A 13,400-nucleotide genomic window follows, 5' to 3' on the forward strand; every position below is an offset into this window, starting at 1 on the left:
GGACAGGCACCCCCGCAGTACCGCCTGTCGCGTCCTTGAGACATCCCCGCAAATTCAGTGTGTGCAATGAAGCAATTTCAACGCTTCGCCTTCCTCGATGGGATGCGCGGAGTCGCGGCCATAGCCGTCATGTGGTATCATAACGCCGCCATATATGGACTGTTCGCCTCCGAGCACATCATGCTGGCGGTCGATTTTTTCTTTTGCCTCAGCGGTTTCGTCATCGCCCATGCGTATGGCGAGCGCTTCCGCGACGGCCTGACGCCGCTGCGCTTTGGCCTGAAGCGGGTCATCCGCCTTTATCCGCTTATCCTTGTCGGGGTGGCGCTGGGTGCGGTGGTGACGTGGCTGGGCAGTGCCACCAATGACGGCTGGTTCCTGCAGCAACACTATTCCACAACCGATATTTCCATCGGTGCGCTGCTGTGTCTGTGCCTCCTCCCGGCCGGGCTGTTCATGGGCAAGATGTTCTACTTCATCAACAGCCCTCTGTGGTCGCTGTTTTTCGAAGGCGCCGCCAATGCCGTCTATGCCCTGACCAAGGGCCGCAAACTGCCGCCCGTGACTGCGATCAGCGCGATCGTCCTCCTATTTGGCGGATTGGCCGGTCTCGCCGCGGCTCTGGGCGGGATCACCCAGTTCGGCCTCACCACCCCAACCTTCTTTCTCTCGGCCTTCGTCCGGGTCGCGTTTTCCTTTCTTGTCGGCGTACTGATCTGCCAGTTCGCCCTGTATCGCCGGGCCCCCGCCCTGTCCGATACGACCATCGGGCTGGCGTTGGTTGCGATGCTGCTCATGCCCCTGTTCCAGCGTAACTGGGTGTACGACATGCTGAGTGTCGCCCTGATCATTCCGGCGCTGGTCATGCTGGGCACCCGCGCCAGGGTCGGGCAGTTGGGCCACCGGGTCTGGGGCTATCTGGGCCGCCTCTCCTACCCGCTCTATGTCCTGCACATGCCGGTCATCAAGGGCGTCCAGCACGTGTGGAGCATCGGGCTGGGCGAGGCCCCGCCAATGCCTGTGGCCTTTGCGACGGGGCTGGTCCTATCGTGGATAGGGGCCGATCTGGCGCTGCGCCTTTTCGATGAACCGGTCAGGGCGTATCTTACTCAGGTGCGCAAGCGCGTCGTGGCCTCGTGGCAGAAGGCTCCGGCCTAAAAATTCCGCCGCCGGAAGTCGCGGTCGGCGCGGGCGATCTTCCAGTTCATCAGCGTCGCCAGAATCAGCAGCAGCACCGCACCCAGCTGATGCAGCAGACCGAAGACCATATTCACATTGGTCCACAGCGTCGCCACGCCCAGCGCCGCCTGCACCCAGATCAGGACGCCGAACGCGCCGGCGATCAGCCGCAGCCCGTCATCGAGGCAGCGTCGCCACAGCCACAGCACATAGGCCGTCGCGCCGATCAGAAGCCAATAGGCATTGAGGCGATGCAGGACCTGCACCATGCCCTGATCGTGCAGCAGGGCGTGCAGGATACCCTTCGAATAGTCGACATAGGGGAAAATCCGCCCCCCCATCAGCGGCCAGTCGCCATAGACCAGCCCGGCGTCGTTCCCGGCGACCAGCGCCCCCAGCATGGCCTGAACGAAGGTCACGACGATCAGGGCCAGGGCGCCGGCCCGCCACGCCCCCGGCGCGCCATAACCGCGCGACTGCCCTTCCAGCGCCTCGTTCCCCGTCCAGATACAGGCAATCAGCACCAGCAGCGCCATACTCAGATGCGTCATCAGGCGCTCAGGTGCCACATCGACGCGTGCCGACAGACCGGAATAGACCATCCACCAGCCAACCGCAGCCTGTAGCGCGATGAGCCCCAGTATGGCCGCACAGCGCCAGATCAGACGCGCGGGAATGGCCTGCAGGAACAGGAAGACCGCAAACGGGATCAGCACCGCGACGCCGACCAGCCGCGCCAGCATCCGATGCGCCCATTCCCACCAGAAAATGCCCTTGAATTGGTCCACCGTCATGTGGGCATTGACCTGTTTATACTGGGGAATTTGCTGATATTTGGCGAATTCTTCCGACCATTGCGCGTCATCGAGCGGCGGAATGACGCCGTGGATCGGCTTCCATTCGGTAATCGACAACCCGGAATTGGTCAGGCGCGTCGCCCCGCCGACCAGCACGATCGCCACGACCAGCGCCGCGATCAGATAGAGCCAAAGTGCCACCGTGGGCGATTTGAGAGGAAGTCGCACCGATACGCCTCACCGAAAATAATTGTTGGCATCCCTGAGCGGGAGCAGTTCAATTTGTTGAACTTTGCCTTTATAAGTCATGCGTCACGCGGTCTGATTTGCCCACAGGGGCAGGTTAATTTCAAGCGATGCGCGACCCAAAAACGAAAGGTTCCACAAAATGAATGTTCAGGACTGGATTCTGGCCGGCATGGCGGGGTTCATCGTTGGCTGGATCGCCAACAACCTGACCAAAAGCCGTTACAGCGCGATCATTAACATGTTTGTGGGCATTTTCGGGGCCATCCTGATGACCTTTTTCATTCACATTCTCGACATCTATCCGGACCGCTTCTTCACGACGCTCCGGGCGGCGGTGGCCGGTAGCGTGGTACTTCTGGGTCTGTTCCACCTGACGCGCGCCATGGAAAAGGTCAAGAAGTGAGCGAGACGCCTGCACCTGAGGTCAAGGGCCTGAGCTTACCCGTGCGCCGCGTCGTCGCCTGCGTCGGGATCGTGGTGTTTCTGGTATTCTATGTGATGCTGATTTCCGGCATTGGTCAGCGCCTGCCCGACAACCAGATCGTGCGCCTGCTGTTCTACGGTCTGGCGGGCATATTGTGGGGCATTCCGGTTCTGCCGATCATCAGCTGGTCGGAGAACTACAGCCGCCGCAAACCTTGACCGCCGCCGGACGGACCTCGTAAGCGCCCTTGTCGACCCTGACGCGCAGATCGTCGGGACGGTCTTCGAAAACATCGTACCCCACCTTGAGCGTGCGCCAGAAATCGATCCATTCCGACCGGGCGTGGCGCTGCATATTGGCATCGGTCATGCGGAACGGGAAGCTGTGGACCTGAAACGCGGCCTGCCCGCCTTTCAGCGATTCGTCGGCCAGCAGCCAGATTTCCTCGATACCCCGGTCGGTCATGGCATAGCAGCCGATCGACGCGCAATTGCCGTGCACCATCAGGAAACTGCCGGTATAGCCGTTGGCGCGGTCATAGGCGTTGGGGAAGCCGAGATTGAAGGCCAGATGATACTGGCTGTCGGGCTTCATCTGAGGGCGTGCGACCGTATAGAAGCCTTCGGGCGCTTGCCCGTCGCCCTCCTTCTGCTTGGGGCCTAATTTACCGGACCACGCGCAAATTTTGAACGTCTTGTAGAGTTTATAGGTCGCACCGGATTTGACCCACAGCTCCAGTTCGTCGCTTTCCTTGAAGATCCGGATCAGGATCGGGCTGCCGACGGTGAGACCCGCCCGCGTCATGTCAGCGCGAATCGACTCCATCCGCGCCGCCCGGACCCTGGTCAGGTCGGCGGCACCGGTTTGCCACGGCCTGACCAGCCACAAACCTCCGGCCAGCACCAGAACGAGCGCGAGCCATACCCCTAAACGCTTCATTTCCGGCCTTCGACCGCGGCCTTGAGACGCCCGTACTGTTCGGCCAGCACGCCATCGACGGGCTGACTCCATTTATCGAGGCCACCCTTGGCATAACCGCCGACGTCATAGGTCGCTGTGAACGTGGTCTTGCCGTCCTTTTCGGTCAGGCTGACGTTCAGAAATCCCGACGCGCCGGTGAATTGCAAGGGCCCCAGACCGCCGAACATCCGCAACCCCTTGCCCGGCTGCACGGACACCACGCGCAGATGCTCGATGCCGCCGTTGTTGGGTAAGGCCTCGCAGAAACAACCGCCGGGATGGGCATCGATCGTCATGTTTTTGGCGTCGCCCGACCAGGTGTGCTGCGCATTCCACCACGTGCCCGGCTTGATCAGGGCGTCATAGACGGTTTGCGCCGGGCCATCGATGACCAGTTGGTGACGGACGCCGAAGCCGTTCGGCGTGGACTCGACGATCTCGGCATGGGCGGCGGTGGACACCAGCCCCAGCGCGACAATAAGAGCGATAAGTTTCATGAGAACCTCCCCGGTATTCGAGGAGCATAACCGCAGGTGTCTGGTCGCGCACCTTACAAAACGGTGAGATTTGGAGCGGTATGAAACGAAAAAACCCGCCTCCGTCAGGAAGCGGGTTTTTGATTGGTCGGAGAAACAGGATTCGAACCTGCGACCCCCTGCTCCCGAAGCAGGTGCGCTACCAGGCTGCGCCACTCTCCGTCACAGAAACCGGAAGCGAACTTCCGAGAAGCGCGTCTATACGGAAAGCGTTCGGGGGATGCAAGTGGGCTTGTGAGGCAAACTGTGAAAAACTTTTGGAAATTGAGGGTTGCCGCAAGTCATCCTCCCCTGCAAAGCGGGGGAGGTGGCTGCGAATGGAATGAGCAGACGGAGGGGGCAAAACCGTCAGATTGCCCCCTCCGTCTCTTCGCGTTGCTCAGAGCCACCTCCCCCGTTTCGCTTCGCTCACAAGGGAGGATGGAAAGCGCCACCGAACTCAGCAATAGTGCATCAGCCTGTATGATTAAGAGTATCGAGTTGGTTGACCGCGACAGGATTGGCTCCGCTAACGCTCCGCCGCGTCTGTGTGTGATCATCGGGCTTCGCACGATGATCATCACTGGCCGTCGAACCTTTTACGGTTCGAATTCATATCCTCGACAATAAACTAAAAAAGGGTGATCCCTAAAGGATCACCCTTTTTTAGTTTAAATGGTCGGAGCGACAGGATTCGAACCTGCGACCCCTTGACCCCCAGTCAAGTGCGCTACCAGGCTGCGCCACGCTCCGACGCCTCTGAAACAGAGGTCTCCTCTGGCAGGGAGAGACGCGGCTTATAGAGAGGAAAATCAGACCCGGCAATAGGTGCGAAAGCGTTTTTCCACGCAAATATGCACTTAGATGCGCGTTAATTAACACCGTTGAGGGTGCGGACCATCGCCTTTTGCGCGGCTTCGAGGTTCTGCGCCACGATCAGCAGACGCGCCCGCACCTCTTCGGCGACGCCATGCGCCACCGGCAGATCTTTCAGTTCGCTGAAATCGAATTGCGGGGCCTGTTCGGGCGTCGGAGCCGCCGTTTGCGGCAAAGGCGGCGTTACCGGCGATTCGATCACCGCCTCCGGTTCGTCATCGGGTAAAGCCATCGGCACGGCCTGACCGCGCGCGGCGGCGATCAGCGCCTTTTGGCCTTCGTCCTTGAACAGTTTCTGCACACCGCGAATCGTATAGCCGCGGTCGTGCAGCAGCACCTTCACCCCGGCCAGCAGCTCGATATCCTGCGGCCGATAAAACCGGCGTCCGCCCGCGCGCTTGGTTGGGCGAATGAAGGTGAACTTGGTTTCCCAGAAACGCAGGACGTGCTGCTGTACGCCCAGAGCGTCAGCGGTCTCGGAGATACTGCGGAAGGCTAAAGGCCCTTTGGACACGTCTTATTCGCCTGCGCCGGCGTCCACGCGCGCCTTCATGATCTGCGAGGCGCGGAACGAGATGACCTTACGCGGGTCGATGGCGGCGGGCTTGCCCGTCTTGGGGTTGCGGCCGACGCGGGCGTTCTTGTCGCGGACCTGAAACACGCCGAAACCCGACAGCTTGACCGTCTCGCCTTTTTCCAGCGCATCGATGACCAGATCGAGCGTGCGCTCCACCAGCGCCGAACATTCCTGACGCGGCAGGCCCAGTTCGTTGTGGACGCTTTCGAAAAGTTCGGCACGCGTCAAGGTCGTCGCTTTCATCCTAAAGTCCCCGGTTAGGTCAAAATACGGAATTGCTTATCAAGGATACGCAATTTCCCGTACGCGTCAAAGGCTTATGCGCGCCATTGCATCAAATAAATGAAATTTTTGTCGCCTTACAGCCGAATCGCCGCTGCGGCCCAGGTCAGACCGCCGCCCAGCGCCTCGATCAGCACCAGATCGCCCGCCTTGACGCGACCGTCCTTGACGCCCTCAAACCAGGCCAGCGGGATAGAGGCCGCCGAGGTATTGGCATGGTCGGCGACCGTCGAGATCACCTTGGCGCGGTCGAGGCCCAGCCGGTCGGCCACGCCATCGAGGATGCGCTGATTGGCCTGATGCGGGATGAACCAGTCGACGCTGTCGTGGTGCACACCAGCCTTTTCGATGGCCGCTTCGGCGGCTTCGGAAATCTTCTGCACGGCGTGCTTGAAGACCTGATTGCCCTGCATGCGGATCTTGCCGACGCGGTGGCCGTCCTCGAACACCCCGCCGTCGACATAGAGCAGGTCGGTTTTCGAGCCGTCGCATTGCAGATCGAAGCTGAGGATGCCGCGATCGTCGGGCGTCCCCTGCCCCGCAACGGGCTCCAGCACCACGGCCCCTGCCCCGTCCCCGAACAGGATGCAGGTCGAGCGGTCGGTATAGTCGAGAATGCGGCTCATCACCTCGGCGCCGATGACCAGAGCGGCTTTCGACAGGCCGCGCGCCACGAAGCCGTCGGCGACGCTCAGGGCATAGACGAAGCCCGAACAGACCGCCTGCACGTCGAAGGCGGCCCCTTTGGCCCCCAGCTTGTGCTGAACGATCGAGGCGGTAGACGGAAAGGTCATGTCCGGCGTGGTGGTGGCCACGATGATCAGGTCGATCTCGGAAATATCACGTCCGGCGGCGGCCAGAGCCACCTTCGCCGCTTCGACGGCCAGATCGCTGGTCACCTGACCGTCGGCGGCCTTGTGACGCTTGCGGATGCCGGTGCGGGCGACGATCCACTCATCGGTCGTATCCACCATCCGGCTGAAGTCTTCGTTGGTCAGGATCGTCTCGGGCAGATAGCCGCCGACGCCGGTGACCGCGGTACGTGTTACGCTCATTCTCAGGAAACCTTTTCGTCCGCCACACTATCAGCGGGAACCGTGTCGGATTTCAGGCCGTGCGCGGAATTGACCTGCGCCAGGGCCTGACGGATATCGTGTTCATAGGTGCTGGCCGCCAGCGAAATCGCGACCGACACCGCGTTCGAAAAGGCCCAGGCCTCGGCCCCGCCGTGGCTTTTGACGACGATGCCGTTGAGGCCCAGCAAAGGCCCGCCATTGGCCGCGCCCGGATCGACGCTGCGCGCCATCTTCTTCAGCGCCGAAGACGCCAGTAACGCCCCGGCCATGGCCAGAGGCGTCGATTTCAGCGCCCCCTTGAACAGGTTCTTGACGAACTTGGCGGTGCCTTCGGCGGTTTTCAGCGCGATATTGCCGGTAAAGCCGTCGGTGACGATCACGTCGACCGTGCCCTTGCCGATATCGTCGCCTTCGACGAAGCCGTGATAATTGATGCCGTCGACGCCTTCGCGCAGGATGCGGTGGGCTTCGCGGACCTCTTCGTGGCCCTTGACGTCTTCGGAGCCGACATTGAGCAGGCCGACCGTCGGGCGGTCCTTGCCGCGCACGGCGCGGTGAAAGGCCGTGCCCATGACGGCGAATTCGATCAGTTGATTGGCGTCGGAGGTCACATTGGCCCCGACATCGAGCACGGTGCCCATGCCGCCTTTTTCGTTAGGCCAGCCGCAGGCGATGGCCGGACGCTCAAGATCGTCGGTCATCATCTTGAGCAGCATCTTGGACAGCGCCATCAGCGCACCGGTATTGCCTGCCGAAACCACCGCGTGGGCTTCGCGCGTCTTGACCGAGGTGATAGCCGCAAACAGGCTGGTGCCCTTGCGGCGCAGAGCCTGAGCCGGTTTTTCATCCATGGCGATGAACTGATCGGTGTGGGCGATGGTGGCCACGGCCTTCAATGCGGGCAGTTTCGCCAGTTCCGGCCCAATCAGTGCCTCGTCGCCGTGCAGCACGAATCGCAGCCGCCCGCTGGTGTCGCGGCTCAGGGCTTCGGCGGCGCCGGCCACCGTGACGCGCGGGCCATGGTCGCCCCCCATGGCGTCGATCGCGATGACGACGGTCTGCGGCTGGGATATCGATTGCGGATGTGTGTCTTCGGAGTGCGACAAGGGACGCTTAAAACCTCATTACAGGAAACCCCGATATACAGGATTCCAGAGCCGCGGACGATAGTCTTCCCGCGCAACTATTCAAGTGGTTAAATTCTATTCGTCGCGTTTCAGCTTGGCCAGAGCCGCGAAAGGCGACGGCTCTTTCGGCAGGTCGGGCTCTTCATAGACCACACCCGGCTTGCGCGCGAACGGATCATAGGCCTCGCCCAGAGCCTCGATGACGTATTGCCCGAGGTCGATCTGGCCGTTTTCGGCGATATCCGGCACGTCGAGATCGTCGAGGCTCAGTTCCTGCTCAGCCTCGGCTCCGTCACGCGACTTATCTTTCAAAACGCAAGCGACATCGATTTCTGCCGAAATTTCATGGCGAAAGTCCTCCAGCGACACGCCGCATTGCTGGGTCACATCGGCGGTCAGGGCGACATCGACGATCACGCGATCCCCGGCGGGCGACGGCTTGCCGGTCGTCCTGACGCGCGCAGTCAGGGCATGCAGGTCCGTCATACCGAAATTGTCTTTCAGCTTCGCGCGCTGTGCCTCGTCCGCCGTCAGGGTCAGATCCAGCCCGCGAAACGCGTCGTCAAAGCGCACGGTGTGCGTCCACAGCGGTGCATCCATCTCGGTCATGATCTTACCCTTCTACCTTGATCTCGGTAATGTGCGGCCAGTTTACGCGTCCGGCCAGCAGTTCGTTGACGTCCACGCCCTGGCGGACCTCTGTAATATAGGCGCTTAAGCCCGCCGCCCAAAGCGGCGCGTTGGCTTCGACCGCCTCACTCTCGTCCTGCGCATAGACGGTTTTAAGAATATAGTCGGTCTGGGTGGCGTCATCGCCGCCCTCCGACCAGATTTCGTCCCAGCGCACCAGTCGCGTATAGACCTGCTGCGCCAGCTTTTTCATTTTCTTCGGCACGGTCAAATCGCCGATCCCCTGTTCGCGCAGGGTGTCGTCAAGCGCCAGCAGCAGGGCGTCGAACAGGGCCTGCGAGGTTTCCTTGCGCTGGGGCTCGTCCGATTTCAGCGCATCGACCAGCATGACCACGTGCAGAACCAGCAGTTCGAATCGCGCCCCGATCTCGTCCTTGACGCCATAGTCGGTATAGAAGACGACCTGACGCGATTGCGCGACGGCGGCGGCATAGAGCGCTTCACCGGCCTTTTCGGTCGGGCGTGCCTTTTGCAGGCCAAGCGATTTGAGGATTTTCTCCAGCATCGGGACGCTCTTCTTGCCAAGTCGGAATATTTATGGCCTTCATTCGGCCTCAAGATTGCACTAAACAGTCTGGCCCCCGAGGTCAAACATGGAATCCCGATGAAAAAGCCTGCTACCCTCCTCGCAATTGCCGCCGTGTCCGCTCTGGCCGTGTCCATGAGCGCCTGCGCGCCCAGCCTGTCGCGTCAGGGGTATCTGGCCATCGAAGCCAATCCGGCCACCGAGATCAAGGTCGGCGAAGACACCCAGACCAGCGTCAAGACCAAGTTCGGCTCGCCGTCGCAGGTGGCGACCTACGATCCGAACATCTGGTACTATATCACGCAAACGACCCAGAAGATGACCTATAAGCCCGCGACGATCACCTCGCGCGTCGTCACCATCGTCGAATTCGACAAGGAGTCTCAGAAGGTCGCCGCCGTGAAGAACCTGTCGCTGGCCGACAGCCGCGAGATCGCGCTGAACCCGAACAAGACCCCGACCCGCGGCCGCGAACTGACGGCGCTGGAGCAGATCCTTGGCAACGTCGGTCGCCAGACGATCACCAACGAGGAAGACACCAACCCCGGCGGTCAGCGCCGCCGCGAGTAGTCGTTACGCGATTTATAACATTCAAAACCCCTCCGGAGCGCTCCGGAGGGGTTTTTCAATCTTCAGGCCAACTGGCAGGTAATCCAAAAATCTCAGCAAACGACTGTCCCTCTAATTCGACCAGCCTGCCATTCGCAGGGTTTCGCTGATCGATTCCAAATGAACCAGAATTAAATGGAAAACTTGCCCATGGGTTGCGGATTAGACGTGCGCGCCGTTGACCAACACTCCAAGGATGTAACCTTTCTGTTGAAAGAATAGCACTTAACTGCCTTCTACGTACGCCACGAGGACCAAACCATACACCGTCGCCGTTTCTACTGTCCTTAGCCTCAACACGTCCGTCCTTAAATGTTTTAATTACAACGTTGGGAGAGCCGAACATAGCATCAATAGCATCCTCCTCTCTTTGATATTCCCCCATAGCGTTAACGGCTACGATATATGGCGCATTAAGCACACCATATCTGGATGCTTTTTTCGCTACAGATTCTCGAATACCATCTCCAGGAGTCCCCCAATATGGTTCCATACTCTGTATCCCAATAGCGCGACCAACTTCATTAAGTGGCGTATTACGCAAAATCGCAACTATAGTGAACTTCACTCCATGTTCTTCATACACAAAAGCTGGAACATTACGTGCCTCGTTATTTCGAGGGATTGCCGCTACCCAACTGGTTAACAGATTTCTCAATTTACGCAGTGTAACGGGACTAGATGGGCGACCTTCAATTTCGAGATCAAGAAAATGAAATCGCGAATCCACGTCATCAATAGCTCGTATTGCATCATTTAGTCGGCTTTCAGCCGCTGCATCTTGAGGCGTTTCATTCATTGAAATTACGGCCTCTAGATAGAAACATGTTCCGTCTTGCGCACGAACTAAAAAATCTGGTTGATGCCTTGAAGATGCAACTGTGGGCTCAATTTCTATAATTTCATTACCATTATTCAATAATAACTCATGTAATGTTAGTTCAAAAAAAGCACTAAAAAATACTTGGTCTATCTTTGATTTTAGACGGCTTATCAATCCCCTGCGATGCATCTCGGGATAATTGACAACCCAACTTTCAATTAAATTACGAACACGTTCCGCCTCGATCCTATTAGAAAGATTTAGATATCCAAACTGCGATTCTCCATATCTTCGGCTACCATTACGGTCTCGAATTATATCATCAAAAACTAGTGGCATTGCAGAGCTCTCTTAAAAGCATTGGCTTATTTAAGCATTACTCGCAAAAATAGATATAGAAAGAGCGACACCTAAAAGATGCCGCTCTAATAAATTTTGTAATATTTATTTGACTCAACCCGCGTGCGCCAAGACTGCCAGCATCAAGAGCGCCACGATATTGGTGATCTTGATCATCGGATTGACCGCCGGACCCGACGTATCCTTGTACGGATCGCCCACCGTGTCACCCGTCACCGAGGCCTTGTGCGCATCTGACCCTTTCAGGTGCCGCACGCCGTCCTTATCCACAAAACCGTCCTCGAACGACTTCTTGGCATTGTCCCACGCACCGCCGCCCGAGGTCATCGAAATGGCCACGAAGATGCCCGTGACAATCACCCCCAGCAGCATGGCGCCCAGCGCCTCGAACGCCGGGACCGCGCCGGCGATCGCATAGACGACGGCGAACAGCACGATGGGTGACAGGACCGGCAGCAACGACGGCACGATCATTTCGCGGATCGCCGCCTTGGTCAGCATATCGACCGCGCGGCCATAGTCGGGCTTCGACGTGCCCGCCATGATGCCGGGGTTTTCGCGGAACTGACGCCGCACCTCTTCGACGACCGCCTGAGCCGCCTTGCCGACCGCCGTCATGCCCATGCCGCCGAACAGGTAGGGCAGTAAGCCGCCGATCAGGAGGCCTACCACCACCCATGGCGACGACAGCGAGAAGGTCAGGTCACCTAGCCCATCGAAGAACGAGCCCGACGCGGCCGTAGCAGCGAAATATTTGAGATCCGAGGTATAGGCGGCAAACAGGACCAGCGCGCCGAGGCCCGCGGAACCGATGGCATAGCCCTTGGTGACGGCCTTGGTGGTGTTGCCGACCGCGTCAAGCGCGTCCGTCGTGTGGCGGACCTCCTTGTCGAGACCCGCCATTTCGGCGATGCCGCCCGCATTGTCCGTCACGGGTCCAAACGCATCGAGTGCCACGATCATCCCGGCCAGGGCCAGCATGGTCGTGGTGGCAATCGCAATCCCGAACAGCCCGGCCAGCAGGTAGCAGCCGATGATCCCGGCAACGATGATCAGGGCCGGAATCGCCGTCGATTCCATCGATACGGCCAGGCCCTGAATGACATTGGTGCCGTGGCCGGTGACCGAGGCCTGCGCGATGGAAACCACCGGACGCTTGCCCGTACCGGTATAGTATTCGGTCACCACGATAAAGCCCGCCGTCACGCCCAGCCCGATCAGGCCGCACCAGAACAGGGTCAGGCCGGTAAAGCCCGTCGTCATGCCCGCATAGGTCAGTTGCGTATCGAAGCCGACCACGGTCTCGATGACCGCCGCCAGCGCCCCGACCGACAGGATACCCGTCACGATCAGGCCCTTATAGAGGGCGTTCATGATGTGGTTGTCCTTGCCCAGCCGCACGAAGAACGTCCCGGCGATCGAGGTCAGGATACAGGCCGCGCAGATGACCAGCGGCAGCATCATCATGGTGCCGACTAGCTCGGTCCCGGCAAAGAAGATCGCCGCCAGCACCATGGTCGCCACGGTCGTCACCGCATAGGTTTCGAACAGATCGGCCGCCATGCCCGCGCAGTCGCCGACATTGTCGCCGACATTGTCCGCGATGGTCGCCGGGTTGCGCGGGTCGTCTTCGGGGATGCCGGCCTCGACTTTACCCACCATATCGCCGCCGACATCGGCGCCCTTGGTGAAGATACCGCCGCCCAGACGCGCGAAGATCGAAATCAGCGACGCCCCGAATCCGAGCGCCACCAGCGCATCCACGACGGTGCGGCTGGTCGGTTCAAGATCGAGCACCTGCGTCAGCACCACATAATAACCCGCCACACCCAGCAACGCGCCCGACGCCACGAACAGACCGGTCACCGCTCCGGCCCCGAACGCCAGGCTAAGCCCGGCCTGCAGGCTTTTCGACGCGGCCTCGGCGGTGCGCACATTGGCCCGAACGGAAATCAGCATCCCGGCGAACCCCGCCGCGCCGGATAGGACCGCCCCGACCAGAAACCCGATCGCCGCATAGATACCTAAGAAGTAGATGGCGGCAAAAAAAATGACCACACCGACGATGGCTATGGTCGTATATTGACGTTTGAGATAGGCGCTGGCCCCTTCCTGAATGGCGGCGGCAATTTCCATCATCCGCGCATTGCCCTGAGGCTTTTTAAGCAGGCTGAGGGTCTGCACGACCCCGTAAAGCAATCCCAACACACCGGCCCCGAGGACCAGCCAAACTAAAGATGTCATATTTAACCCCTGTAGTCGTTGATGCGTTTTCATCCTGTGGATGACCGCTATTTACTGACCGTTGGGGATGGCAATACGGTTGCCCC

At 59.7% G+C, this 13,400-nt stretch carries 15 protein-coding genes and 2 tRNA genes; 4 read left to right on the forward strand and 13 right to left on the reverse strand.

Features of this window, described 5'->3' with window-relative positions:
• Positions 1-66: 66 nt before the first annotated feature.
• Positions 67-1,158 carry an acyltransferase family protein gene (locus tag PQU92_RS01200; RefSeq protein ID WP_272746391.1) on the forward strand — a complete coding sequence of 364 codons (1,092 nt, stop codon included), beginning with the start codon at positions 67-69 and terminating at the stop codon, positions 1,156-1,158.
• On the opposite strand, the gene PQU92_RS01205 is transcribed toward PQU92_RS01200, so the two are convergent.
• Entirely contained in the window at positions 1,155-2,204 is a 1,050-nt protein-coding gene (locus PQU92_RS01205) for a COX15/CtaA family protein (RefSeq protein ID WP_272746392.1), read from the reverse strand. The two genes, PQU92_RS01200 and PQU92_RS01205, sit on opposite strands and share 4 nt — an antisense overlap.
• Positions 2,205-2,364: 160 nt before the next feature.
• Between PQU92_RS01205 and PQU92_RS01210 the strand changes: the two genes are divergently transcribed.
• Both PQU92_RS01210 and PQU92_RS01215 read left to right on the forward strand, forming a co-directional pair.
• A complete protein-coding gene (locus PQU92_RS01210; RefSeq protein WP_272746393.1) occupies positions 2,365-2,628 on the forward strand; it encodes a GlsB/YeaQ/YmgE family stress response membrane protein in 264 nt (87 codons plus the stop codon).
• Entirely contained in the window at positions 2,625-2,867 is a 243-nt protein-coding gene (locus tag PQU92_RS01215) for a DUF2842 domain-containing protein (protein WP_272746394.1), read from the forward strand. The genes PQU92_RS01210 and PQU92_RS01215 overlap by 4 nt, the downstream gene beginning before the upstream one ends.
• Here PQU92_RS01215 and PQU92_RS01220 read toward each other — a convergent pair.
• From PQU92_RS01220 to PQU92_RS01265, 10 genes are all read right to left on the reverse strand, one after another.
• Complete coding sequence (locus PQU92_RS01220) at positions 2,830-3,588, reverse strand: L,D-transpeptidase family protein (RefSeq protein ID WP_272746395.1); 759 nt, start codon at positions 3,586-3,588, stop codon at positions 2,830-2,832. The genes PQU92_RS01215 and PQU92_RS01220 overlap by 38 nt on opposite strands.
• Positions 3,585-4,106, reverse strand: coding sequence for an SRPBCC family protein (locus tag PQU92_RS01225; protein WP_272746396.1), 522 nt, complete (start codon positions 4,104-4,106; stop codon positions 3,585-3,587). The genes PQU92_RS01220 and PQU92_RS01225 overlap by 4 nt, the downstream gene beginning before the upstream one ends.
• A gap of 124 nt (positions 4,107-4,230) precedes the next feature.
• Positions 4,231-4,307 (reverse strand) — tRNA-Pro (locus PQU92_RS01230).
• Positions 4,308-4,800: 493 nt separating this feature from the next.
• Positions 4,801-4,877: transfer RNA gene (locus PQU92_RS01235), tRNA-Pro, on the reverse strand.
• Positions 4,878-4,995: 118 nt separating this feature from the next.
• A complete protein-coding gene (locus tag PQU92_RS01240) occupies positions 4,996-5,514 on the reverse strand; it encodes a MerR family transcriptional regulator (RefSeq protein ID WP_272746397.1) in 519 nt (172 codons plus the stop codon).
• A gap of 3 nt (positions 5,515-5,517) precedes the next feature.
• Positions 5,518-5,820 (reverse strand): integration host factor subunit alpha, encoded by a 303-nt coding sequence (locus tag PQU92_RS01245; RefSeq protein WP_023463303.1) that lies wholly within the window; start codon positions 5,818-5,820, stop codon positions 5,518-5,520.
• Positions 5,821-5,936: 116 nt separating this feature from the next.
• The gene (locus PQU92_RS01250; RefSeq protein WP_272746398.1) at positions 5,937-6,914 is read right to left on the reverse strand and encodes a beta-ketoacyl-ACP synthase III; all 978 of its coding nucleotides are present in this window, start codon (positions 6,912-6,914) and stop codon (positions 5,937-5,939) included.
• 2 nt (positions 6,915-6,916) lie between these two features.
• Positions 6,917-8,041, reverse strand: a complete 1,125-nt coding sequence (gene plsX / locus PQU92_RS01255) for a phosphate acyltransferase PlsX (protein WP_272746399.1) — start codon at positions 8,039-8,041, stop codon at positions 6,917-6,919.
• A gap of 96 nt (positions 8,042-8,137) precedes the next feature.
• On the reverse strand, positions 8,138-8,671 hold the full coding sequence (locus PQU92_RS01260) for a YceD family protein (protein ID WP_272746400.1): 534 nt from the start codon (positions 8,669-8,671) through the stop codon (positions 8,138-8,140).
• Positions 8,672-8,675: 4 nt separating this feature from the next.
• The gene (locus tag PQU92_RS01265) at positions 8,676-9,257 is read right to left on the reverse strand and encodes a ubiquinol-cytochrome C chaperone family protein (protein ID WP_272746401.1); all 582 of its coding nucleotides are present in this window, start codon (positions 9,255-9,257) and stop codon (positions 8,676-8,678) included.
• Between the two features lie 99 nt (positions 9,258-9,356).
• Here PQU92_RS01265 and PQU92_RS01270 point away from each other — a divergent pair, with 99 nt between their 5' ends.
• The gene (locus PQU92_RS01270) at positions 9,357-9,848 is read left to right on the forward strand and encodes an outer membrane protein assembly factor BamE (RefSeq protein ID WP_272746402.1); all 492 of its coding nucleotides are present in this window, start codon (positions 9,357-9,359) and stop codon (positions 9,846-9,848) included.
• A gap of 55 nt (positions 9,849-9,903) precedes the next feature.
• Here PQU92_RS01270 and PQU92_RS01275 read toward each other — a convergent pair whose 3' ends face one another.
• Together PQU92_RS01275 and PQU92_RS01280 are read right to left on the reverse strand one after the other, a co-directional pair.
• Complete coding sequence (locus tag PQU92_RS01275) at positions 9,904-11,049, reverse strand: hypothetical protein (protein ID WP_272746403.1); 1,146 nt, start codon at positions 11,047-11,049, stop codon at positions 9,904-9,906.
• Between the two features lie 114 nt (positions 11,050-11,163).
• A complete protein-coding gene (locus PQU92_RS01280; protein WP_272746404.1) occupies positions 11,164-13,314 on the reverse strand; it encodes a sodium-translocating pyrophosphatase in 2,151 nt (716 codons plus the stop codon).
• Positions 13,315-13,400 lie beyond the last annotated feature (86 nt).

Origin of the sequence: Asticcacaulis aquaticus (assembly GCF_028550415.1) — a bacterium.
Taxonomy (GTDB): Bacteria; Pseudomonadota; Alphaproteobacteria; order Caulobacterales; family Caulobacteraceae; genus Asticcacaulis; species Asticcacaulis aquaticus.

Bases quoted from the DNA above. Each gene is read 5' to 3' on its own strand.
- PQU92_RS01200 (WP_272746391.1), top strand. From the start codon at position 67: ATGAAGCAATTTCAACGCTTCGCCTTCCTCGATGGGATGCGCGGAGTC.
- PQU92_RS01210 (WP_272746393.1), top strand. From the start codon at position 2,365: ATGAATGTTCAGGACTGGATTCTGGCCGGCATGGCGGGGTTCATCGTT.
- PQU92_RS01220 (WP_272746395.1), bottom strand. From the start codon at position 3,588: ATGAAGCGTTTAGGGGTATGGCTCGCGCTCGTTCTGGTGCTGGCCGGA.
- PQU92_RS01225 (WP_272746396.1), bottom strand. From the start codon at position 4,106: ATGAAACTTATCGCTCTTATTGTCGCGCTGGGGCTGGTGTCCACCGCC.
- PQU92_RS01245 (WP_023463303.1), bottom strand. From the start codon at position 5,820: ATGAAAGCGACGACCTTGACGCGTGCCGAACTTTTCGAAAGCGTCCAC.
- PQU92_RS01250 (WP_272746398.1), bottom strand. From the start codon at position 6,914: ATGAGCGTAACACGTACCGCGGTCACCGGCGTCGGCGGCTATCTGCCC.
- PQU92_RS01260 (WP_272746400.1), bottom strand. From the start codon at position 8,671: ATGACCGAGATGGATGCACCGCTGTGGACGCACACCGTGCGCTTTGAC.
- PQU92_RS01265 (WP_272746401.1), bottom strand. From the start codon at position 9,257: ATGCTGGAGAAAATCCTCAAATCGCTTGGCCTGCAAAAGGCACGCCCG.
- PQU92_RS01270 (WP_272746402.1), top strand. From the start codon at position 9,357: ATGAAAAAGCCTGCTACCCTCCTCGCAATTGCCGCCGTGTCCGCTCTG.
- PQU92_RS01275 (WP_272746403.1), bottom strand. From the start codon at position 11,049: ATGCCACTAGTTTTTGATGATATAATTCGAGACCGTAATGGTAGCCGA.
- PQU92_RS01280 (WP_272746404.1), bottom strand. From the start codon at position 13,314: ATGACATCTTTAGTTTGGCTGGTCCTCGGGGCCGGTGTGTTGGGATTG.